This window comes from Ensifer sp. CCNWLY38, assembly GCF_037120565.1.
GTDB classification, from domain to species: domain Bacteria; phylum Pseudomonadota; class Alphaproteobacteria; order Rhizobiales; family Rhizobiaceae; genus Ensifer; species Ensifer adhaerens_H.
Genome location: NZ_JBBBBO010000014.1, coordinates 77,420 through 99,033, shown reverse-complemented (window position 1 = coordinate 99,033; position 21,614 = coordinate 77,420). Strand labels below are relative to the sequence as shown.

Genomic DNA, 21,614 nt, shown 5'->3' with positions numbered 1-21,614 from the left:
GGCGGCCAATCCGTCGCGTGCTCTACTTTCGCGCAATGTTGGCGGAACTGAACCGCCGATCCGGTTGTTACTGTCCGCGAGTGGCAGGCAGAGCCCGTTTGCCGCAAAGGGCGACAAAGGAGATAGCGTTTCTGTGAATTTTCTACACCAGATTGTCTCTGACGTGCAGTTGATGCTTCGCCGGCCGCCGCGCATGCAGTACGCGGCCTTATGTTATCGCTTTCGTAAAGACAACACACTGGAGATCCTTCTCATTACCAGCCGGGACACCGGACGCTGGGTCATTCCCAAGGGCTGGCCGATGAAAGGAAAGCGCGCACATGAGGTGGCTGCCAGAGAAGCCTATGAAGAGGCTGGCGTGAAGGGCACCTGCCAGAGGTTTCCTTTCGGCCACTACTTCTACAAGAAGAGGCTGGACCATGGGCTCAAGATTTCCTGCAAGGTGCAGCTCTACCCCCTGGAAGTCGCGCGCATGCGCGGGAAATTCCCCGAGAAGGGAGAGCGGAAGCTCGCCTGGTTCGACTATCGGGAAGCGGCGAAGCGTGTCGCCGAGCCATCGCTGCGCGACCAGATACTCCGTTTCGGACGGCAACGCGTTCCCTAGAGCCCCGCGCGTTTAGTTTCCAGAGTATCTTTCCGCTTCAAGTGATTCCACTTGAATGCGGAATGCTCTAGTGGACGCTGGCGACCTTGACGGCGTGGGCGAAATCTTCCGCCACCAGCTCACTGATCGCGATCAACACCTCCTCCACCGAAAACCCGGAGTCGATCGTCTCGCGGATCAAAAGCTGGAGGTCAAGTTCAACGACGTCCCGGCAATCCTCGAGCCGTTCCTCAGATACCGTGATGCTCTGCAGTTCTTCCATCGCGAGACTCCTCTTGACGTGGATTCTGCTGGTTCGCCCTCGCAAGCTTGTTCGCACGACCTTCCAACCCTTGGGAGGAGGTTTGAGTTCCGGCGAGAACTTCTCGAAGAGATCAAAGAAAGAGATTCGCTGCAACGCCTTGCGGTCGCATTGAGCCGCCTACCGGTCGCGGTCGCCTTGACGGCGTGACTGCCCTGCATCGCTCGACGGTTCTTCCCGTCCTTCCCAGCCAAATACGCTGCGACCGCCGAACTCTTGCGATTGTCGAAACTCGCCGGCCACGATCTCCTTGAGATCCGGGCCGGTCACGTATTTCTCGAACTGGCGGGCCTGGTCGTCGAGGCGCTTGAGAACCTGCATCTCTTCGTCGCGACCGAGCTTCGCTTTCGACACCGCGGACTTCATCACCCGGATGGTCTCGTCGTAGACTTTCAGGGGGACCGGGAATGGGTGGCGATCCTTGCCTCCGTGGGCGAGCGAGAAGCGCGCCGGATCGGCGAACCGGCACGGGGCACCGTGTACCACTTCGGCCACCATCGCCAGCGCCTTGACGGTCCGGGCGCCAACGCCCGGCACCAGCAGGAGATGCTCGAAATCCTCTGGGCCACGATCGGCGGCCGCAGCGAGTGTGGCATGCAGGCGTTTCATATTGACGTCTTCTTCGCGCACGTCGTGATGTTCAGGCATAATCAGATGCGGCAGCATTGGCTGCGCGCTTTGCTTGGTCACCCGCCTTGGCTCGATAGCTGCGACCTCCCGGACGATCCGATCCGGCCCCAGCGAAGCCAGAAGATCGAGCTGGCTATTGCGCGAGGCCGCGGCGCGGCGGTCGGCAAGGTTGACGATCTCGCCCTGCCGCGCGCCTTCGATCGCCGTGTGGGGCGAATCCACGAAGCTGGTGATCCCCTCCGAAAGCCAATGGTAGCGCCGGGCCTGCCGCTTTTCGCCGTTCATGCCCTGTTGCACGATGACCCATTTGCCGTCGTCAGTGACGATAAAACCGTGCAGGTAAAGATCGAAGCCGTCTTGAACTGCTGCACTGTCGACCTTTGCGACGAGGCGGCTGGTTGTCGCCAGGCCACTTCCATCGAGGCCCACGCGCTCGCCGATCGCAATCAGCTCGCCGGGGGTCTCCCGGGAATTCCGCCCTCGCCCCCCACAGACGTGAATACCGAGTTCACCTGACAGAGGCGACAAACCACGCTTCAGGGCGCCGATGACGCTGGTGGTGATGCCGGAAGAGTGCCAGTCCATGCCCATGACGCATCCGAAAGACTGAAACCAGAACGGATGTGCCAACCGCCGAAGAAACTCGTCTCGACCATATTCGATGACGATCGCCTGGGTGATGATCGCACCAAGTTTCGTCATGCGCTCGCCAAGCCACCGGGGAACCCGGCCACCGTGAAGCGGAAGATCTGCACTGCCTGCTCTTTGGACCATCCGGCCCTTATACACTGGCAGATGGTGCAGTCACACAGGAAAGTTCTTCAAACGTTCTCGTTGGCGCCGGCAGTCGGCGAGACCACGGTCGCAAGCTGAATAGTCATGACGAGACCTTGCCTCCAGGATGGTTCGACTGCACCAGCTTGAGTAAAAACTCAGCGCCACGACCTACACTACCTTTGCGCTTAAGATGGGGTTCAGCAATCGACGATATGCTCTGCACCAAATGGCATTTGAACAGGGTGCAGAATGAGTGAGTTCCAAAACAGAGCTGTTCGATTGATGGTTGCCTCCGTAGGCGATGCTTCGACCAGCGATATCTCCGTGCGTCGCACGAACGTTCTGACGACTGCGCTGGAACTCTATGTTGCCTTGGGGGGATCGCACGAGCAGCTTGAGACCGCCATAGCGAAGAAGGAAAGCGATGCGCCGAGACGTATTGATCTGGTAATCGGCGATCTGATGATGGAGATGGCAACCATAAGCCACATTCACGACATCGACGTCATGCAGGCAGCGCACAATGCTCTCGACAGCGGCGTCCGTGAAACGACTTCCGCCTGAACTCCGCCTACCCCTGGGGGCGTTTCTCGTAGCCCTGCGTCTTGCGCGCTCGGTGCGTTCGATCGTCGCTTGAGTAGCAAACCCTTCCCTTGGAAGGCAGAAATCCTCGACTTCCTGCTTTTCCGGCACCCCGCGGCAGTGGTCTGCTAGAAGCGGGCCGCCAGGAAATTCATTTGGGCGTTCACCCAATGCCGGGCCTGTCTGGTCGCGGATTGAACCTCTTGCCCAAGCTCCTGGGTGTAGCGGCCTTCACACATCGTCGTGTCGACCACCCACAATCCGCCCGCGTAAATTGCCATCAGCAGGAAACCGCGCATGGCGGCACAGAATGAACATTCGATATTTCTAAATTATTAACGCGAGACGTGATCTGCGATTTATGTCGAGCGGACCGCCTCCGGTCGGCTACCACCCACGGCCGCGACTTCCAAAAAAAGAGCCTCCACCGGCGAGGCGGAGGCCTAGAGTCAGGTGCTTGCGATTGGCCGCTGCAGCGGGGACTGCGATATCGGCGCAATCGCAATCGGAAAAGGCTGACAGAGGCTTCATCCGAAGACAATGAGCCTAAACGGACTATTGGATAATCAACCGGGGCTAGAAGAAGGATTTCCAGGGCAGTAGCGATCGAACGCCCACAGGGCGATCCGCAGGCGTCCGCGCGAGATCGTGCGGCAGCCTCCGCGCTCACGGCCCAATGTTAATCTGATCGCTCAGCGTTACCTTCTCGAAGTCACTGACCAGAATATCGACGCGTACCTGCCAGGGGCCTGCCAGCGGTATGTTCACGCGCTCGATCCGCCAATCTGCGTCGCCGCGCCGGACTGCCGCACGTTTGAACGGCTCGATGCCGGAATCAGGCTTGGATAGGACGAGCGTCACCTCCTTGGCGGTGAGCGGTTCAAGATCGCCCGTGGCGACGTTGATCGATATGTCGACCTCGCCCACCCGTCCGGGCAAGACTTCAACGAGGGCCACCGCCCTGTCCGTGTGGATATGAACGCTTGCAGGCTGGGCCGCCAGAGCGAAGAGCGCGCGCGACGGCGGCGTGAAGCGCCAGCAAGAAACGGCGCCGAAGATCAGGAGGACGATCAGTGTTTCCGCGGCGATCGAGCGGACCAGCCGCTTCGCCGATGCCCGATCGCCAGCCATTACCGGTTCCGTCAGGCGCCAGCGATTTGCAAGCGCCAACAGAAACAGTCCGACCAGCAACGCCATCTTGACCATGAACACCTGGCCATAGGCAGTTTCCACCAGCGCTTGTGGCTTCTCTACCTGCACGATTGCCAAGATGAAACCCGTCACAATGAGAATAACAAGCACGTAAGGGATGGACGCCGAGAATCGACCGAGCGCCTGAAGGGCCATCGGGTCTTCGCGCCGCAACGCCAGGCCCAGGGGAACCAGCGCTCCAACCCAGAGACTAATCGTGGCGGCGTGCAGCAAGACTGCCGGGCGCATCAGCCATTGCGGCTCGGCTGTCGATGCATGGCCGCTCAGCGACAAGGCGACGGATGACGCGATCAGCGCGGCGAGAGAGGACAGTCGAGCATACCGACCCTTCGCCCGGACAGCGATCGCGGCCAAACCAAAGGCAGCGAAGGCGGCAATGGCCGTGCCACCGAAGCTCGTTGCCATCGCCGTGGACCAAACGACCGGCTCGACAAATTGCGTGACGGAAACGCCCAGCGCATCGAGCCCCTGAAAGCCCACGGCGGCAAGTGCGCCGAGAAGCCCCACGCCGAGCGCTGCTGCGCCGACATTGCGCCCTGATCGAGAGCCACAGAGCAGCCAGTGGCGCGAAAACACGCCGCCAACGCCGAGGAACAGCCCCACGTAGAGCGCGAGCTTCGACAATAGAACGCCGGCACGTACCGACCACTCGATCCTGTCTCCCATCATCAGTGGAGCGGTGCTGGCCGCGCCGACCGAAAAGACGACCGACCCACCGATCGGATGCCCGTCGGCAGAGGTTACGCGCCAGCTGAGCACATGCGTGCCGCGCCCAAGATCGGTCGGTGCCCCGATCTCGACCTTTCGATCCTTCAGATCGAACCGCTCGAACGGGATCGCTGTCCCATCTGGTCTGACGAGCTTCAAGGACAACGGCGAAACCGGCTCGCTGAACGTCAACACGTAGACGGACGGCGCGGTGCCTACGACCGCGCCGTCCTCCGGTTCACTTGCGTTGAGCGATGCATGGGCGAAGGCCACGGCAGCCTGCATGAGGACGCCGCAGAGCGAGATCACTATCAGCCTCGCAAGGCGAGTGAAGCTCAGTGGTGCCAGCGCCATGCCCGCTCTCCGGTTAATTGGCCTTCGCGGCCATGTTGCGCTGCTCAGTGCCCGCTTTTCTTTTCAAGCAGCTTGATGCCGGGTGCCGGATATTCGAGATCGTCACTCGACTTGCCTTCTGCCGGGATCTCGATCCAACGCTCGGTCGCGCCATCAGGGCACTCCTGCACCAGCGGCACGTAGAGCGTTTTGCCGACGGGCAGGCCTTCGGTCAGAAACCCGCGGAAGACGAACTCCTCATATTCGTCGTCGGCCAGGCTGCCGCCCTTCCAGACGATCTCCTTCACACCCTCCTTCATCGGGGTGCCGAAGTAGTCATAGGACTTCTCGTAGGCTCCCTTGATCTTCTCCAGCGTCCAGCCCGGCTTCGGCATCGGCTTTGCCGCGATCATACCTTCCGGGACCTGAACGCGCAGAGCGATGGTCGGCTTGCCCTCGCAGCCATGCGGGACGCGGATGACGGCCTTGTAGGACGCGCCGACATGCGCCTCTTTCACTTCGAGCGTGGAGTGGGCGAAGGCTGCCGTGGCGCTTATCGCGATGAAGGCAGCGGTAGTGATCAGTTTCGACAACATATGGCTATTCCTTTGAGGTTATTGGCTTGTGTCGGGTCGCGGGAAAACCTCCCGCGGGTTTCAGGGATTGGATGCAGTGATCCGGAAAAGGTTGCCGACATTCTCGGTCGGTGGCGGGCAGCGATCGCACAAGACGGTCGATGCGGCGGATCCCTGTCGGCTCAAGACCGGCTTGCAGTCAGTCTTGGACCACGTGAAAGGGACGTCGGGATGCGCCGAAGATCGTCGCGATGGTGCCGGCGGACGCCAGGGAAGGATATCCCCGCCTCAGACATAGGCTGGCGCGAACGCAACCGATCAGGCGAGCAGTCGCGGGGGCGCACGAGGATAGCCGAGGCGATGCTCGCCGGTCGGCAACGGCTCTGCCGCGGACCAAATCCGGTGCACCGCGGACGCGACTTGGTGGTTAAGATCGTCGCCAGGCTGCGGAGTCGCCGCCAAGACCTGCGAGGACACGCAACATCCGAGAAGGCAGCAATCGGCAGCGCTCCCATGGTCGTCGTCGTGATTGCCGTTGCTGGCGTGATCCGCGCTGGTGCACAGCGCATTGCCGAAAGCGTCGAGTTGCGGGAAGGCGGGCATCGAGCTTGCGGCAAATGCGCCGACGATCGATTGCAGCACGAACAGGCAGGCAGCGATAAACGCCAGTCCCCAACCGTTGCGTCGCCTCACCACAATCAAGCTCCTTCTGCGCTGTCTCCGAGAATGTCCGGCAGCCACCGCATAGCTAGCCGGTACGCCCGCCCCCTTCCTTGCTCCACAGCAAGCATCCGCGTGAAGTCCAACGTACCGGACAGTCGAGCGCGCTATTCTTCGGGCTCCCCGGCAAGAACAGACCTGCCGCAACCAGGGAGCGCGCCGCCGCCTGACAGCGTAATCAAACTTTCATTTTTCCATCATGCAGATTGGCACGGACTGTCACACTCAACTGTTAGCAAGCGCCCGGCTTCATTCGTGCCACCGATCCTGGTGTCCGCCAATCTGCAAGGAGCGTTTTGCAATGAGAGTCTCCGTCACTACGTCCGTATTCATCGGCCTGATGGCAAGCGTCGCGTTTGGCGCGTCGGCGGCAGCAGCCGAAAAGACGAAGTTCGAATTCTGGTACGGCCTTTCGGGCGATCTTGGCGAACGTGTCCAGGATGCCTGCAAAAAGTTCAACGACAGCCAGTCCGAGTTCGAGATCGTCTGCACCTCTCAAAACGGATACGACACGACCCTGCAGAACACGATTGCCGCCTACCGCGCCAAGAAGCAGCCGGCAATCACCCAGATCTATGATGCCGGCACCCTGGACATGATGCTGTCGGGCGCATTCGTGCCCGCCAAGAAGCTGATGGCCGACAACGGCTACACCATCGACTGGAACAACTATTTCGGCGGCATCGCCAATTATTACGCCACGGCAAAAGGCGAGCTGAATTCCTTCCCGTTCAATTCCTCGACGGCAATGTTCTATTACAACGTCGACGCCTTCCAGAAGGCCGGCATCGACTTCAAGCCGGACACCTGGGAACAGGTCGAGGAAGCAGCGCGCAAGCTGAAGGCCGCCGGCTACGAATGCCCGCTCGCTTTCAATTTCGACACCTGGCCGCTGATGGAGCAGTTTTCGGCCATCCACAACCAGCCGCTCGCCACCAAGGCCAACGGTTACAACGGGCTGGACGCCGAGCTTGTCGTCAACAAGACGAAGTTCGTCGATCACGTGAAGTTCTTCAAGAAGATGGCCGACGAGAAGCTCTTCGTGGTCAAGACCAAGCAACTCGGCATGGACATCGTCCCGGCTTTCACGTCCCAGACCTGCCAGATGATCCAGACCTCGATCGCCGACCACGGCACGATCGGCAAGACCCTTCCCGAGGGTGTGAAGTGGGAAGTCGCCATGTTGCCCGTATGGAAGGGCACGGAGCGGCAGAACTCGCTCGTCGGCGGCGCATCGCTCTGGGTGCTCGCCGGTCGTCCGGAAGCGGAATACAAGGGCGCGGCCGCCTTCCTCAACTACCTTGCGACGCCGGAAATGGCCGAGTGGTGGTCGACGGTGACGGGCTACATCCCGGTGACCAAGACCGGTTTCGACGCCATGAAGGCCAACGGATTCTACGACAAGGCACCCTACAAGGGGCGTGAGCTCGCCATTCAGAGCCTGTCCTTCACCCCGACTTCGGAAAACACCCGCGGCATTCGCCTCGGCGGCTTCACGCAGATCCGCAAGGAATTCGCGACCGCCCTTGAAGCGATCTTCATGCAGAACGCAGACGTGCAGGCCGAACTCGACAAGACGGTTGAACGCGGCAACGCCGTTCTGCGCCGCTTCGAGAAGACCTACGCCGGACAGACGCTGAACTAAAGATCTGATCCGCCCGGAGCCTGCCGCAACATCGGCAGGCTCCGATTTCTATTCTTGCGCATCGGAAATTCGACATATGGACAAGCGTGCGGCCTTTCGCAGCTGGTGGCTACCCAGCCTATTCGCCCTGCCGCAGATCATTTTGATCCTGCTCTTTTTCTATTGGCCAGCCGTCGCTGTGTTGCGATGGGCCTTCACGCTGGAGCCGCCATTCGGCGGCGCCGCGGAGTTCGTCGGTTTTGCCAACTTCCAGGAAGTGTTCGCCGATCCGCTCTACTGGAACTCCGTTGGCGTCAGCCTGGCATTCGCCCTTTGCGGCACGCTTGCCACCATTTTCATCGGGCTTGTTCTTGCCCTTGCTGTCGACCGGCAATTGCCGGGCTCCGCACCGTTCCGGTTCCTCTACATTCTGCCTTACGCGATTGCAGGGCCGGCGGCCGGCATGGCTTTCCGTTTCATCCTGTCGCCTGAGCGCGGGCTTATGGCTTCGGTCAACGCCGCCTTTCCGGATTTCTGGAACCCGGCGAAGTACGGCAGCCATGCCCTTATCCTCGTCATTGTCGTCTTCGCCTGGAAATGGGCGGGCTACACCTTCATCTTCCTGCTCGCCGGCCTGCAGTCGGTTCCTCGGTCGCTGATCGAGGCTGCCGCGATGGACGGCTGCGGCCCGATCCGCCGCGCAGTCGACATCCAGATCCCGCTGCTGGCGCCAACACTCTTCTTCCTGCTGGTCATCATGATGACCGAAGGGTTCGTCGGTGCCGACACCTACGGCATCGTCGCGCGCACGACGGATGGCGGCCCGAACCACGGCACCGATGTAATGGTCTACCGCATCGTCGAAGAGGCGTTCCGTGGCTTGAACTACTCCGGCGCGTCGGCCCAGAGCCTCGTGCTCATCGGCCTCATCATGATCTTCACCTTCATCCAGTTCCGCTTCATCGAGCGCCAGGTCCATTACAAGTGAGGCTGCCATGATCCAGCGGACACCTTTCGCCAACGCTCTCACCTATTGCGTCATGATCTTCGGCTTCCTGCTGCTGATCGGCCCCTTCATCGTCATCGTGTCGGGCGCCAGCCAGACATTCCAGCAGGTCAACGCCATACCCTTCAGTTTCGTGCCGCAGGATCGCCTCTTCGAAAACATGAGCGCCGCCTGGTCGCGCGCCAACCTCGGAACGGCGATGCTGAACAGTTTCGTCATGGCCAGCCTCGTCACGGTCGGCAAGGTGGCGCTGTCGGCGCTGACGGCCTTTGCCATCGTGTTCTTTCGAACGCCGCTGAAGGGCTTCTTCTTCTGGATGGTGTTCATCACCCTGATGCTGCCGCTCGAAGTGCGCGTGGTGCCCACCTATGCGGTCGCCGCCGACCTGTTCCAGCCCGTCCGATTGCTGATTTCGGCCGTCACCGGCTTCGAGGTTTCCGTCGATTGGAACCTTCTCAACTCCTACGCCGGCCTCACACTGCCGTTGATCGCAACCGCGACCGGAACGTTCCTCTACCGCCAATTCTACCTGACCCTGCCCGACGAACTGGCGGAGGCGGCGCGCATGGACGGGTCGGGCGCGATCCGCTTTTTCATCGACATGCTACTGCCGCTCTCGCGCACCAACATGCTCGCGCTGACCACCATCATGTTCGTCTATGGGTGGAACCAGTATCTCTGGCCTCTCCTGATGGTGACGGACCCCCAATACAAGACCACGATGATGTCGCTGGTCGCACTCCTGCCGTCCGACAACGGCACGCCGGACTGGAACGTGACGCTCGCCGGATCGCTGATCATCATGCTGCCTCCGCTCGTCGTCGTTGCCGTCCTGCAGCGGTGGTTCGTTCGCGGCCTCGTGGCAACGGAAAAATGACCCCGCTTTCCCCACACACAAGAGACAGAGAGGTCCGCGCCCATGGCTGACATCGCAATTCGCGCCGTGCGTAAATCCTACGGAAAGAACCCCACACTGCATGGCATCGACCTCGCCTTTGCATCGGGAGAATTCGTCGTGATCCTCGGCCCGTCCGGCTGCGGAAAATCAACGCTTCTGAGGATGATCGCGGGGCTGGAGGACATCACCGCTGGCGAAATCGCCATCAACGGCCAGGTCGTAAACAAACTTGAGCCGCGCGAACGCGGTTGCGCCATGGTGTTCCAAAACTACGCCCTCTATCCGCATATGACCGTTGCAGGAAATATCGGCTATGCCCTGAAGGTGGCCGGTGTCCCGAAGGCGGAGCGTTTGCGCCGGATCGAGGAAACGGCGAAGATCGTCGGGCTCTCCGATTATCTCGATCGCAAGCCGGCCGCCCTTTCCGGCGGCCAGCGGCAGCGCGTCGCCATGGCGCGCGCGATCATTCGCGAACCGAAAGTCTTTCTGTTCGACGAACCGCTCTCGAACCTGGACGCCAAGCTGCGCGTCACCATGCGGGCCGAGATCCGCAAGCTGCATCAGCGTCTCCAGGCAACGTCGATCTTTGTCACGCACGATCAGGTGGAAGCGATGACGCTGGCGGACAAGCTGGTCGTGATGAACAAGGGCGTGGTCGAACAGGTCGGCCAGCCGCTCGACATCTATCACCGTCCGGCAAGCATCTTCGTCGCATCCTTCATCGGCTCGCCGGCGATGAACCTGTTCGATGCCGCTGTCGACGTTGATAACGCCTGCCTGGTGTTCGGCGGCACAAAGATGCCGATCGACAGGGCGCTTGCAGGGCGACTGGGCGCAAGGCGGATCACCGTCGGTATTCGCCCGGAACAATGTGTCGTTGCGCCAGAAGCAAAAGGCGTCTCGATCAAAGTGGATTTCGTCGAGGAGCTCGGCTCCGGCCGCGTCATTCACTCGGAGCTGAATGGCCATCCCTTCGCCGCCAGTGTCGATGAGCATACGCGCGCCCGGCCGGGCGATCGGATCACCCTGGAGCTGCCTCTGGCGCATTTGCATCTCTTCGACCAGGAGACCGGCCGGCGGATCCACGTCGATCTGGAGCCCCGCGCCGTCAGCAGCGCCGCCAGCCGTCCGACGCTCCAAGCCGTCTGATCACTTCAATAAATCAGGAGAAACCGTGATGAACGACATCATTTCCGCCGTGGGGTTCTGCAATCGAACGGGCAAGGGCGATCTTTCGAGCCTTGACGCCTCCTTGCGCGAAATTGCAGAGACCGGAGCCGACGCCTGCGAGATCGGAATCTATGGCGAAGAAATCGTCAGTGGCGGCCGCATCATCGAAGACCGTGTCCAGCGCGTCGCCGAGATGACGAAGAAGTACACCTTCAAGAAGCTTTCGCTGCACGGCCAGATCGTATCCAACTTCATGGATCGCCAGCACCACCATCTGCAAAAGAAGGTCGTGAGGGCGATGCTCGAGCTGTGCGACCGGCTTGGTGCGGGGATTCTCGTCCACCACTCCGGCGCAGCACAGCTTGCTCCCGGAGAGAATGCCGCGGATCTCGACAAGATGGAGCGCGACGCACTCGCGGAGATGGCGGACGTCGCAGGACGATACGGCGTGCGCATCGCCCTTGAGAACATCTTCACGACGGAAAGCAGTCAGTATCGACAGACACCGAGCCAGGTCGCCGAAACGGTGCGAGCGATCGGTTCCAACAACGTCGTCGCGCTCATCGACTTCTCGCATGCTTATATCGAGGCCACGCATCGCGGGCTGGATTTCCGTAACGAGCTGCGGGCAATGGCGCCGGTGACGGGCCACCTGCACGTTCACGACAGTTTCGGCCTGCCCTATTCCATGAACCGCTTCTATCATCCGGCCGAAGCGACGGCGCTCGGCATCGGCGATCTGCATCTGCCGATCGGCTGGGGCGACATTGCCTGGGATGACATCTTCTCCGAACTGACCTTCCTTCCGGATACGACGCTGATCATGGAAATCGGCGCCGAGCGGTTTGCCGATCAGCAACCTGCGTGCCTGGAACGGGCAAGGGGTCTCGCCGCAGCGGTCGGACTTCGATCCGCTGCGTAATGTTTCCGCTTGCCCCGCCGCAGGTGTGGTGGGGCAACCGGATTGCACCCGCTCAAAGCGCACATTCCGGCCGTGTGTTGCGATACACCTGAGACTTGAGCCGCAGGGTGGTTGAGCTTCGTCCACTCTGCATGAAACCGACTCCCCGCAGCACTTTGCCGTATCACCGCAAAGATCCGACCTTCGACATCCCTGACCTCGGCGCGCCGTATCCCGTGTTCGGGCGTCAGTGCCGACGCCAATCCTTGCCGCGCGTATTTCTAATGCGGCCGGAGGACTCCGCGAGCGGCCGCGACATCAACCGACTTGTCGCGCGGATAGGCGTAGGCGCCTGCCTTTGAGGTCCGAAAGCCGCCACTCGCCAATGCCTCGGCGAGCTTGACGGCCGCCACCACGCCATCGATGACCGGTACCCCTGTTTCGCGAGAGAGCCAATCGCACAGCTCCGCCATGCCGGCACAACCAAGAACGATGGCGTCGACGCCATCCTCGCGGATCGCCGCACGCGCTTCGCCGAGGAGTTTGGTCCGCGCGCTTTCCGGGTCGGCTTCCAGGGCCAGAACAGGCAGGTCGACCGAGCGCACGCGGCGACAGCGCGCGCTAGCACCGTAGTGCTTGACGAGATCCTCAATCACCGGCACCGACCTCGGCAAGGTGGTGATCACCGCAAAGCGGGTCGCAACCGTCATTGCCACCTGTACCGCTGCCTGGCAGATACCGATGACCGGGCCGGTTGCCACTTCGCGCGCGGCCGCAAGGCCGGGATCGTCGAAACAGGCGATCACATGCGCCGACGCACCCCGCTTCTCCGCAGCACGGATCGCCGCCAGCATCGCCGGGACGGCCATCGCCTCGTCCGAGTAGCCTTCGATCGAGACGGGCGTGCCGATTGCGGTCTCCGCATCGATGACGGAGCCTTCCGATCGCGCGGCTTCGGCCGCACGTGCGATCTGATCGGTCATAGATGCGGTCGAGTTGGGGTTGATGACATGTATGCGGATCATCGGGCGGCCCTCTCCGGCCTTGGGTTCACTTGCGCGAGCTCGAGAGGCAGCAGTTCCTCCGGCTTCTTAAGTTCGAATTGTCGATCTGAGGTGATGTAATTGTCGGCATGCAGCCGCGCGATCGGCTGATAGGTCTCGGGGTTCGCGTAACGCCCCGCGGGATCGAGGCACCGGTCCTGGATATGCATGTGTACGACCCTGCCGATGACCAGCACGCGCTTGTGATAGTCGAGAATCTGCTCGACCCGGCATTCAAAGCTGCAAGGACTTTCAGCGATACGGGCGGCGTCGATCTGATTGCACGGTATCGGCGTCAGGCCCGCGAAATCGAGTTCATCGACCTCCGAGGCGAAATTGACGCCACAGACGATCATCGCATCGGCGAGCGCCATGTCGACCATGTTGACGACGAACTCGCCGGTTCGGCGGATGTTCGCGACCGTGTCCTTCTCGTCGCCATTGCCACGGTTCTGGATCCCTAGCACCACCAACGGCGGTTCATGGGAGAACACGTTGAAGAAGCTCATGGGCGCTGCGTTATTGTGTCCGGCTGGCGATCGCGTGCCAACGAGCGCGATGGGGCGCGGACCGATGAAGTTTGTCAGCAGTCGATAGCGATCCGGAGGCGGTAGCGTGGTGAAATCTATGTTCAAGTCCGGATCTCCTGCTTGCCTGTTGAAAAATTCAGCAAAAAACCCCGACGCCCGGCGCGACGACAATCGGGGCGGCAGCGCGCACGCCCGCCGTTGACTACATTGGGGAACGGCGTCGGTGCACGGCAAAGGGTGGCCAAAAGCACTGATCGCTCAAGCGCGCCGACACGGCCGACACCGGCATACACCCTTCGGCGGGAACGATAGTTTCTTAGGAAAGCATCGCCGCCCCTCCGGTCGGCAACGGGTACGATGCGCATGCTGCCCTCCCCGACAGTGCCAATCCCGATATCAAGCTATATTGCATCCATTATTACGTCAATATCGTACACGGTAATTGCATACAATAATGGGACAAAGTAGAGAGATGGACCTTTCTCCCGCAAGGTAAGAAACTCACCACAGAAAGCCGGCGGGAATATATGGGAAATCAGGATCTTGCCGAACTCAAGGGGAAGATGGGGCGGTAGAGGCGGAACCACGCCACTCCCGCGGCGGCAGAGGAGCTCTCCTTGATCGCGTCCGCGAATAAATTGCATACAAAACGTGCGGGTACGCATCCCCGAACGTGAGCTTCCGCAGGCAAGCAGCGTCCGAGTGGGCGTTGCGACCTAAAGGCCCTCTTCCTTTGCGTAGGCAGCAAGGAGATCCGGCAAGCCGTCCTCGACGTTGCTTTTCAGCAGGGCTCGGGCCGTGATGGCGCCGATGTGGTGGCCCATCAGCTCGCATGCCTTTTCGCGATCGTTCCGCGCAAGGGCGGCGATCAGGACGCGGTGCTCGGATACGGCGCAATCGGAAGAATGGGGGCGTCCATAGAGCGACAGGATCATCGATGAGCGCGAAACGAGTTCCGTGACATACCGCAATAGGATCGCGTTCTCAGTCAGTCTTGCGAGCAGGACGTGAAACTCACCGGCGAGTTGAATCGAGGTCGACGGATTGCTGACCCTTGCCTTGTCCTCGGCATCGACATGCGCTTCAAGCTCCTTGATCTTCTGCGCAGTCAGCTTGCCGATCAGGCTATCGACCACCAATGTCTCCAGGGCTCGCCGGACGGCAAAGATATCGTGCCCATCCTCGAGACTGGGATGGCTGACACAGGCGCCCTTGTTCGGACGCAATTCGATCAGTCCCTCGCCGTTCAGCCGGGCCAGGGCCTGGCGCACGATCGTGCGGCTAACGCCGAGCCGCTCGCCGATCGAATCCTCCGGAAGCTTCGTTCCCGCAGCAAAGGCCTGGTCGAGGATCGCGCGCTTCAGGATGCGATAGACCACGTCCGACTTGGGAACCGAGGATTTTGCATTGCTGTCGCTGGGTTTGGGCGTCGTCATGAAGAACCTGAAAAATGGCGGGGCGTGCGGTCGAAAGAGTCTGTCAAGGGATGGACCGCAAACAACTATCATCCCCCAATCGGAACGGCAAAGGCGCGGCCGACCCCTTCGGTCGACCGTTCCTGCGATTGCCTGTCGACGTCTCGGCCGGTCGAGCTCTCCTTCGTCAGCCCGGTTGCCGATCGCATCGACAAAGCGTCACTCGATGGCCGGCAGACCACCAGTCAGTTCGCCGCCGTCCACGACGACGCGACCACGCCTGATAACGGTGCGCTTGTGCGGGGTCAGCGCGACAGCTTCCGCCAACGTACGCGCCGGCACCAGCACCAGATCGCCGAAACAACCTTCGGAGAGGCCATAACCGCCGAGCCCGATGCCTTCCGCACCACCGAACGTGCAGACCTGGGCCGCATATTCGAGATCGACATCGTTGGCCATGCCATTGCGCTGCGCCAGATACTTCGCGCGCTCCAGCATGTCGCCATTTCCATACGGCTCCCAGGTGCCTTGAATACCGTCGGAACCGGAGGCGACGGTGAGACCGCTCGCGCGCATCAACCTTAATGGCAATGCAGGCGCCGATGGACTTCCTACGGTCATAACCGCGATACGCTCGGCAGCCAGCCGTTCGATCAACCCAACCTGCCGTGAGGCATCGAGCATCCCCAGGCAGTAGGCATGGCTTACCATGACGCGCCCTTGCAGCGACAAGGCGTGCGTGCGCTCGATGATGAGTTCAAGGCAAAATGCACCAAGATCGCCCGGTTCGTGCAGATGGATGTCGATCGGTTTTGCATGACGATCCGCAAGGGCGAAGATCGCATCGAGATGACGCACCGGATCGCGCTCGATGGAGGCAGGGTCGATACCGCCGACGATATCGGCGCCGGCGCTGATGGCCGCGTCCATCAACTCGAGCGTGCCTGCGCGCGGCAGCATGCCACTCTGCGGGAATGCCACGATCTGCACATCGACCAGATCACGCATCGACTCGCGCGTTTCGAGAACACCTTCGATATTGGCAATGCCGATCTCGGTATCGACGTCGACGTGGCTTCGGATGCTCAAGACGCCGTAGGCGAGCGTCTGCATGATCTGACGGGCAGCCTGCCGGCGGGCGTCGATGCCAAGTTCGCGCTTAGCGTTGCGGTCGGCCAGGATCCGGTCATTGCGGGTCGGGCCAACCCGGTTTTCGAACCAGTCCATGCCGATAAGTGTCTTGTCGAGATGCGTATGGGCCTCGACAAGCCCCGGCAGCGCGACATGCCCGGCCGCATCGATCTCGACGGCGGTTCGGGCGCGACCGGCCGCAACGAACCGGCCGTCACGGATGTATAGGTCTTCGAGGGGCCCGCCGAAGGGACGGGCATTGCGGATGAGTAGGTCTGCAGTCACCTTGAAATCCTCGTTTGTCCCAGTGCTTAACGACGCTCGCTTAGTCCGGCGCGGGCCATCGCGAGTTCAAAGGCGCGCAAGGCGCGATCCAGGATCGCGCCTTCGTCCTGACCAACAAGGCGCCGCCCGCGCATCAGAATTCGTCCGCCCACAATGGTGGTGTCCACGTCCGCACCGTTGGCGAAGCGCGCAAGGCGCTGCACCGGATCGTGCGGCGGCCAGAGATGGGGCTGACGCATGTTTACGAGGAGGATGTCGGCGCGCTTGCCGGCCTCGAGCGAGCCGAGCTCATGCTCCATCATCAGCGCGCGCGCCCCCTCGATCGTCGCCATCTCAAGCAGCTGCAGCGGCGGCAACACGGCATCGTCTGCGAAATGGCGCGCGTGGTAGCGGTGCGCCTGGAACAGGTTGCGAAACATGTCGAAAGGCCTATCGGGTGCCGCAGCATCGGTGCCGAGGGAAACCGTGACACCGTCCGCCATCAGTTCCGGCGCCGGGCACCGGCCGTATACCGACATCAATGCACTGGGATTGTGCGCAACCTTGGCACCGGTTCGTTTCAGGACTGCGCGGTCGGCCTCGGTCAGGTCTATGCAATGGGCAAGCAGCGATCGCTCGTCAAACAGGCCGAGGCGCACGTCATTGGCGGCGATGGACCCGTCGCGGTGTCCATCCTGGACCAGGAGGCATTCTCTTTCCCGCGCACGATCTCGGACCTTGCATGCAATTCTGTATACCGTTTCATCGCGCAATTCCTGCTCATCGAATACGGGCAGGGAAAAGACGACCTGCAGCCGCTCGTCACGTCCGGCCCAGGCATCGACCAACGCGGTGGCCACGTCGATTTGCCGGTCGGGGTCGACGACGATGTCGCTGTGGGACGTCGGCGTATACTGGCGATACACATGTTCCTGCCCGGGGCGGTTCGGCCCCACTGCCAGAACCTCCCGCACGCCCATGGCGGCAACCGAGGCGAGGTGCGCTTCGGCTGCTTCCGACGTCTCGCTGCGCATGATATCCGGGCCGCCGCCAAACAGCAGCGCCGCGGTCGTCGTGCCGCATTTGATCCTTTCTGCGGCCGACAGCGCCGCCTCCGCCGCCCAGAATTCAGGATCTGTCGCAGTTGCGTAGATACGGCCGGTCACGGACATCCAGTCCTCGGCCTCGCTTCCCAGCCCCTTGGTCAGCATATGTCCGGCATGGGCGTGCGTGTCGATCAATCCGGGCATTGCGACCATGCCGGCCGCGTCGATGCGCTCCGCATGCGTTTCTCCGGCAAGGCTTCCGTCACCGATGGCGGCGATGCGCCCATTCTCGACCAGAATATGGCCGCGATCGAGAACCCGCCGTCCCGAATCCATCGTGATGATCGTGGCATTTTCAATCAGTAGTGCGTTCGACATGGACGTTTCCCTCTCCGGCTGCCGGTTTTGGTGTTCTTTTTTGACAAAGCGCTACCAAATCGACTTTCGCCATCTTGATATTGTTTTCATCAGATGTACACTATTTATGGGAATATTCGTATCCAATAGCAAAGACAATATGTATACGTTGAACGGGAGAAACCAGTGAAAACCTCTATAAAGACCCTTCTGGCGGGACTCGCGCTTTTGGCGCCGCTGTCTGCGCCGGCATTTGCCGAAACGCTGCGGTGGGCCTCATCCGGCGATGTCATTTCCTACGACCCGAACGCTCAGGTCGACAGCTTCACCCAGAGCGTTCATCACATGGTTTTCGATCCTCTGGTGCGCCGCAACAAGGACCTGAAACTGGAGCCGGCGCTCGCCACGTCCTGGGAAGTCGTCGAGCCCACGCGCTGGCGCTTCAAGCTGCGCCAAGGCGTGAAGTTCCATGAGGGCCAGCCCTTCAACGCCGGCGACGTCGTGGCGACGATCCAGCGCCAGATCGATCCAGGCGCGCGCAACCGCGAAAACCTCTCCACCGTTGTCGGTGTCGAGAAGGTGGACGAGTATACCGTCGACCTCATCCTGCGCGCACCTTACCCGCTGCTCCTCAACGATCTTGCCGCCATCTACATCATGAGCAAGCCCTGGATGGAGGAACACGACGCACTGAAGCCGGGCAATGCCTCGACCGGCGTCGTCACCTATGCCAGCAACCATGCAAACGGCACGGGCGCCTTCAAGCTGAAGGCCTACGAGCCGGACTCACGCTCGGTATTCGAAGTGAACAAGGAGTGGTGGGACAAGCCGCAGCATAATCTGGACGAGGTGGAATTCCGCCCGATCGCCTCCGACGCGACCCGCGTCGCGGCCCTGCTGTCGGGCGAAGTCGACATGATTGCACCGGTTCCGTTGCAGGACGTCGACCGCATTGCCGCGACCGACGGACTGAAGGTCGTCGAAAACCCGTCGCTGCGCACCATCTTCTTCGTCTTCAGTTACCGGCCGGAACTGCATGCAACACCGGGACAGCCCAATCCGCTGCGCGATGTTCGCGTGCGCCAGGCACTTTGGCACGCGATCGATACCAACACGATCCAGAAGCGCCTGATGCGCGGCAAGTCCCGTACGGCCGGCATGCTTGTCGCACCAGCGGTGACCGGCTACGACGAAGACATCGATGTGCCGCTGCCTTACGACGTCGCCAAGGCCAAGGCGCTTTTGGCCGAGGCTGGCTATCCGGACGGCTTCAAGACAGGGCTCGCCTGCCCGAACGACCGCTATATCGCTGACGAACAGATCTGCCTCGCCGTTGCCTCCATGTGGGCGCAGATCGGCGTCCAGGCCAATGTGAGCGTCGAGAGCAAGACGACCTACTTCCCGCGGACCGACAAGGGCGAGTTCGACATCTATCTTCTCGGTTGGGCTTCGCTGCCGCCGATGGATGGCTTTAGTCCGCTGCAAGCGCTGCTCGCGACCAATGACGGCACCTTCGGCGGCAGCAACGCCGATGGGCTTTCCAATCCCGAAATCGACAAGCTAGCCTATGCTGCTTCGACGGAACTCGACGAAACCAAGCGCGTTGAAGACCTGAAGCAAGCCTTCCGCATCACCCATGATCAGGTGCTCTACCTGCCGCTGCACCAGCAGCCGGTCGCATGGGCGATGAGCAGCAAGGTCGACATGCCGCAGTTCCCGGACGAGTATGTCCGTCCGTGGTTCGCGCAGATCAAGAAGTAATCGGGATTTTTCCCAAGGCGCAGTCCCGGCAAGCGAAAGCAAGCCGGGACTGAACCGCAAACCGGGTCAACCCCTCCAGGACCGGCGACGGCACGGAGGATGCGGGAGCGCATAAACCCGGTGGCCGCCCTTTGGGCAAGATCGCTCCCCGTAAGGACTATCCGATGATCAGACTTCTTTCAGTCAGGCTGCTTCAGGCCATCCTCGTGATGGTCGCGGTGACGGCCATCGCCTTCGTCATGTTCCGCTTCGTCGGCGATCCCGTCGCCTCAATGGTTCGCGAAGGTGCAACCCAGGCGGAAAAGGACGCAGTGCGCGTCGCGCTCGGTCTCGACAAGCCGGTGCTGGCTCAGTTCGTCAAGTTCGTTGGTCAAGTGCTGACCGGCGACCTCGGCACAAGCTATCGCTACCAACAGCCTGTGACGACCCTGTTGCTCAGTCGCCTTCCCGCCACGCTGGAACTGGTGATCGTTGCCACCGTGCTGGCACTGTCGCTCGGCATTCCGCTCGGGGTGCTCTGCGCGCTGAAGCCGCACGCCTTCTTCTCGCGGCTGACCCAGTCAGCGACGCTTGTCGGCATTTCCATGCCCACCTTCGTCACAGGCCTGCTGCTGATCCTGGTTTTCGCAGTAAACCTGCGATGGCTGCCATCCTCCGGACGCGGAGATCTCGTCGATATCGGGTTCTGGCAGACCGGCTTCCTCTCGCTCTCGGGCCTGAAGTCGCTGATCCTGCCCTCGATCACGCTGGCATTGTTCCAGCTCACGCTGATCATGCGGCTGGTGCGCTCGGAAATGATCGACGTCTTGTCGTCGGACTACATCCGCTTCGCCTTCGCGCGCGGCCTGCCGCGGACCTACATCTATGGGCGGCTCGCGCTGCGCAACGCATTGATGCCGGTCGTCACCGTCACGGGCCTGCAGATCGGGCAACTCATCGCCTTCGCGATCGTCACCGAGACCGTGTTCCAATGGCCCGGCATGGGCCTGCTCTTCACGAACGCCGTCGGCTATCCCGACGTGCCGGTGCTGGCTGCCTATCTTCTGTTCGTGGGCTTCCTGTTCGTCATGATCAACATGATCGTCGACATTCTCTACACCTTCATCGATCCGCGCCTGAGGACACGATAATGGCTACGCAATCCCTGATGCGCCGACTTCCGCCGGTTTCCGTTGTCATCGCCAGCCTGGTGCTCGTCATCATGCTGACCCTCGTCATCTTCGCCCCGATGATCGCGCCGATGGACCCGCGCGACGTCGCCTCCTATTCGCTGATGGATATGGAAATTCCGCCAGCCTTCATGGAGGGCGGCGATTCCCGCTTCCTGCTCGGCACCGACAACCAGGGCCGCGATCTTGTCTCGGTCATCCTGTTCGGGCTTAGGATCTCCGTCGTCATCGGCCTCGGCGCAGTGGTCTTTGCAGCCGTGCTCGGCGTCGTGCTTGGCCTCGTTTCTGGCTTCTTCGGGGGCGTGGTCGATGGCATCGTGATGCGCATCGCCGATATCTTTGTCAGCTTCCCGACCATCCTCGTCGCACTGCTCATCAGCGGCATCGCCCGCGCGCAGCTCAGCGCCGAGACGATGCTCGCCTGGGCGCCACTGGTGCTGATCTTCTCCATCGCCATCAACGAATGGGTGCAATACGCGCGAACCGTACGCGCCTCGACCATGGTGGAGATCGCGCGAGACTATGTGCGCGCCGCCAAGGTCATCGGCCTGCCGTCGGCCCGCATCATGGGTCGCCACATCCTGCCGAACATCATGAGCTCGGTGATGGTCATCGCCACGATCAACCTCGCCGGCGCGATCCTGACGGAGGCAACGCTCTCCTTCCTCGGCGCAGGCATGCCGCCGACCTATCCTTCGCTCGGCACGCTGATCCGCATCGGCAACCAGTTCCTGTTCTCCGGTCTCTGGTGGATCGCGGTGATGCCGGCAACAGTGCTGGTCATCCTCGTGCTCGCCGTCAACGTGATCGGCGACTATCTGCGCGACCACTTCAACCCGAAACTGATGGCCCGATGA

Annotated in this window: 21 protein-coding genes; 11 read left to right on the top strand and 10 right to left on the bottom strand. The window is 61.4% G+C overall.

The features are described 5' to 3' along the window. Nucleotides 1-133 precede the first annotated feature (133 nt). Nucleotides 134-604 (top strand): NUDIX hydrolase, encoded by a 471-nt coding sequence (locus V7S54_RS26660; protein WP_336409241.1) that lies wholly within the window; start codon nt 134-136, stop codon nt 602-604. A 67-nt stretch (nt 605-671) separates the two neighbouring features. Here the strand turns inward: V7S54_RS26660 and V7S54_RS26655 are convergent, their stop codons facing one another. After that, a complete protein-coding gene (locus V7S54_RS26655; protein ID WP_057249919.1) occupies nt 672-866 on the bottom strand; it encodes a hypothetical protein in 195 nt (64 codons plus the stop codon). Between the two features lie 159 nt (nt 867-1,025). Further along, nucleotides 1,026-2,309 carry a DUF763 domain-containing protein gene (locus V7S54_RS26650; protein ID WP_336409168.1) on the bottom strand — a complete coding sequence of 428 codons (1,284 nt, stop codon included), beginning with the start codon at nt 2,307-2,309 and terminating at the stop codon, nt 1,026-1,028. Nucleotides 2,310-2,561: 252 nt separating this feature from the next. Here V7S54_RS26650 and V7S54_RS26645 point away from each other — a divergent pair, with 252 nt between their 5' ends. Beyond that, complete coding sequence (locus V7S54_RS26645; protein ID WP_336409169.1) at nt 2,562-2,876, top strand: hypothetical protein; 315 nt, start codon at nt 2,562-2,564, stop codon at nt 2,874-2,876. Nucleotides 2,877-3,560: 684 nt separating this feature from the next. On the opposite strand, the gene V7S54_RS26640 is transcribed toward V7S54_RS26645, so the two are convergent. The 3 genes from V7S54_RS26640 to V7S54_RS26630 form a co-directional block, all read right to left on the bottom strand. Further along, the gene (locus V7S54_RS26640; RefSeq protein WP_336409170.1) at nt 3,561-5,168 is read right to left on the bottom strand and encodes a copper resistance CopC/CopD family protein; all 1,608 of its coding nucleotides are present in this window, start codon (nt 5,166-5,168) and stop codon (nt 3,561-3,563) included. A gap of 44 nt (nt 5,169-5,212) precedes the next feature. Further along, nucleotides 5,213-5,743, bottom strand: a complete 531-nt coding sequence (locus V7S54_RS26635; RefSeq protein ID WP_336409171.1) for a YcnI family copper-binding membrane protein — start codon at nt 5,741-5,743, stop codon at nt 5,213-5,215. Between the two features lie 297 nt (nt 5,744-6,040). Further along, nucleotides 6,041-6,418 (bottom strand): DUF2946 family protein, encoded by a 378-nt coding sequence (locus V7S54_RS26630; protein WP_336409172.1) that lies wholly within the window; start codon nt 6,416-6,418, stop codon nt 6,041-6,043. 325 nt (nt 6,419-6,743) lie between these two features. Here V7S54_RS26630 and V7S54_RS26625 point away from each other — a divergent pair, with 325 nt between their 5' ends. The 5 genes from V7S54_RS26625 (at nt 6,744) to V7S54_RS26605 (ending at nt 12,062) form a co-directional block, all read left to right on the top strand. Next, nucleotides 6,744-8,087 (top strand): extracellular solute-binding protein, encoded by a 1,344-nt coding sequence (locus V7S54_RS26625; RefSeq protein WP_112946454.1) that lies wholly within the window; start codon nt 6,744-6,746, stop codon nt 8,085-8,087. A gap of 76 nt (nt 8,088-8,163) precedes the next feature. Next, on the top strand, nt 8,164-9,054 hold the full coding sequence (locus V7S54_RS26620; RefSeq protein ID WP_065373071.1) for a carbohydrate ABC transporter permease: 891 nt from the start codon (nt 8,164-8,166) through the stop codon (nt 9,052-9,054). 7 nt (nt 9,055-9,061) lie between these two features. Continuing rightward, complete coding sequence (locus V7S54_RS26615; protein WP_065373072.1) at nt 9,062-9,949, top strand: ABC transporter permease subunit; 888 nt, start codon at nt 9,062-9,064, stop codon at nt 9,947-9,949. Nucleotides 9,950-9,991: 42 nt separating this feature from the next. After that, nucleotides 9,992-11,119 carry a sn-glycerol-3-phosphate import ATP-binding protein UgpC gene (locus V7S54_RS26610; RefSeq protein ID WP_336409173.1) on the top strand — a complete coding sequence of 376 codons (1,128 nt, stop codon included), beginning with the start codon at nt 9,992-9,994 and terminating at the stop codon, nt 11,117-11,119. A 28-nt stretch (nt 11,120-11,147) separates the two neighbouring features. Beyond that, complete coding sequence (locus V7S54_RS26605) at nt 11,148-12,062, top strand: TIM barrel protein (protein ID WP_336409174.1); 915 nt, start codon at nt 11,148-11,150, stop codon at nt 12,060-12,062. Nucleotides 12,063-12,322: 260 nt separating this feature from the next. Here V7S54_RS26605 and V7S54_RS26600 read toward each other — a convergent pair whose 3' ends face one another. The 5 genes from V7S54_RS26600 to V7S54_RS26580 all read right to left on the bottom strand — a co-directional run bounded on the left by V7S54_RS26600 (nt 12,323) and on the right by V7S54_RS26580 (nt 17,635). Next, a complete protein-coding gene (locus tag V7S54_RS26600) occupies nt 12,323-13,063 on the bottom strand; it encodes an aspartate/glutamate racemase family protein (protein ID WP_336409243.1) in 741 nt (246 codons plus the stop codon). Further along, nucleotides 13,063-13,719, bottom strand: coding sequence for a flavin reductase family protein (locus V7S54_RS26595; RefSeq protein WP_336409175.1), 657 nt, complete (start codon nt 13,717-13,719; stop codon nt 13,063-13,065). The genes V7S54_RS26600 and V7S54_RS26595 overlap by 1 nt, the downstream gene beginning before the upstream one ends. 611 nt (nt 13,720-14,330) lie before the next feature. Further along, nucleotides 14,331-15,050, bottom strand: a complete 720-nt coding sequence (locus V7S54_RS26590) for a GntR family transcriptional regulator (protein WP_336409176.1) — start codon at nt 15,048-15,050, stop codon at nt 14,331-14,333. A 198-nt stretch (nt 15,051-15,248) separates the two neighbouring features. Beyond that, on the bottom strand, nt 15,249-16,445 hold the full coding sequence (locus V7S54_RS26585; RefSeq protein WP_336409177.1) for an amidohydrolase: 1,197 nt from the start codon (nt 16,443-16,445) through the stop codon (nt 15,249-15,251). 26 nt (nt 16,446-16,471) lie between these two features. Next, nucleotides 16,472-17,635, bottom strand: a complete 1,164-nt coding sequence (locus V7S54_RS26580; RefSeq protein WP_336409178.1) for an amidohydrolase family protein — start codon at nt 17,633-17,635, stop codon at nt 16,472-16,474. Nucleotides 17,636-17,644: 9 nt separating this feature from the next. Between V7S54_RS26580 and V7S54_RS26575 the strand changes: the two genes are divergently transcribed. From V7S54_RS26575 to V7S54_RS26560, 4 genes are all read left to right on the top strand, one after another. Continuing rightward, entirely contained in the window at nt 17,645-17,836 is a 192-nt protein-coding gene (locus tag V7S54_RS26575; RefSeq protein WP_234792905.1) for a hypothetical protein, read from the top strand. A gap of 177 nt (nt 17,837-18,013) precedes the next feature. Then, a complete protein-coding gene (locus V7S54_RS26570; RefSeq protein ID WP_065373079.1) occupies nt 18,014-19,588 on the top strand; it encodes an ABC transporter substrate-binding protein in 1,575 nt (524 codons plus the stop codon). 164 nt (nt 19,589-19,752) lie between these two features. After that, nucleotides 19,753-20,718, top strand: coding sequence for an ABC transporter permease (locus V7S54_RS26565; protein WP_057249798.1), 966 nt, complete (start codon nt 19,753-19,755; stop codon nt 20,716-20,718). Next, a complete protein-coding gene (locus V7S54_RS26560) occupies nt 20,718-21,614 on the top strand; it encodes an ABC transporter permease (RefSeq protein WP_065373080.1) in 897 nt (298 codons plus the stop codon). Before V7S54_RS26565 ends, V7S54_RS26560 begins: the two co-directional genes overlap by 1 nt.

What these genes read in the sequence shown, in the direction of transcription:
- V7S54_RS26655 (WP_057249919.1), bottom strand. Translation starts at nt 866, where the DNA reads ATGGAAGAACTGCAGAGCATCACGGTATCTGAGGAACGGCTCGAGGAT.
- V7S54_RS26650 (WP_336409168.1), bottom strand. Translation starts at nt 2,309, where the DNA reads ATGGTCCAAAGAGCAGGCAGTGCAGATCTTCCGCTTCACGGTGGCCGG.
- V7S54_RS26645 (WP_336409169.1), top strand. Translation starts at nt 2,562, where the DNA reads ATGAGTGAGTTCCAAAACAGAGCTGTTCGATTGATGGTTGCCTCCGTA.
- V7S54_RS26640 (WP_336409170.1), bottom strand. Translation starts at nt 5,168, where the DNA reads ATGGCGCTGGCACCACTGAGCTTCACTCGCCTTGCGAGGCTGATAGTG.
- V7S54_RS26635 (WP_336409171.1), bottom strand. Translation starts at nt 5,743, where the DNA reads ATGTTGTCGAAACTGATCACTACCGCTGCCTTCATCGCGATAAGCGCC.
- V7S54_RS26625 (WP_112946454.1), top strand. Translation starts at nt 6,744, where the DNA reads ATGAGAGTCTCCGTCACTACGTCCGTATTCATCGGCCTGATGGCAAGC.
- V7S54_RS26620 (WP_065373071.1), top strand. Translation starts at nt 8,164, where the DNA reads ATGGACAAGCGTGCGGCCTTTCGCAGCTGGTGGCTACCCAGCCTATTC.
- V7S54_RS26615 (WP_065373072.1), top strand. Translation starts at nt 9,062, where the DNA reads ATGATCCAGCGGACACCTTTCGCCAACGCTCTCACCTATTGCGTCATG.
- V7S54_RS26610 (WP_336409173.1), top strand. Translation starts at nt 9,992, where the DNA reads ATGGCTGACATCGCAATTCGCGCCGTGCGTAAATCCTACGGAAAGAAC.
- V7S54_RS26605 (WP_336409174.1), top strand. Translation starts at nt 11,148, where the DNA reads ATGAACGACATCATTTCCGCCGTGGGGTTCTGCAATCGAACGGGCAAG.
- V7S54_RS26590 (WP_336409176.1), bottom strand. Translation starts at nt 15,050, where the DNA reads ATGACGACGCCCAAACCCAGCGACAGCAATGCAAAATCCTCGGTTCCC.
- V7S54_RS26580 (WP_336409178.1), bottom strand. Translation starts at nt 17,635, where the DNA reads ATGCTGACCAAGGGGCTGGGAAGCGAGGCCGAGGACTGGATGTCCGTG.
- V7S54_RS26575 (WP_234792905.1), top strand. Translation starts at nt 17,645, where the DNA reads ATGGGCGTGCGTGTCGATCAATCCGGGCATTGCGACCATGCCGGCCGC.
- V7S54_RS26565 (WP_057249798.1), top strand. Translation starts at nt 19,753, where the DNA reads ATGATCAGACTTCTTTCAGTCAGGCTGCTTCAGGCCATCCTCGTGATG.
- V7S54_RS26560 (WP_065373080.1), top strand. Translation starts at nt 20,718, where the DNA reads ATGGCTACGCAATCCCTGATGCGCCGACTTCCGCCGGTTTCCGTTGTC.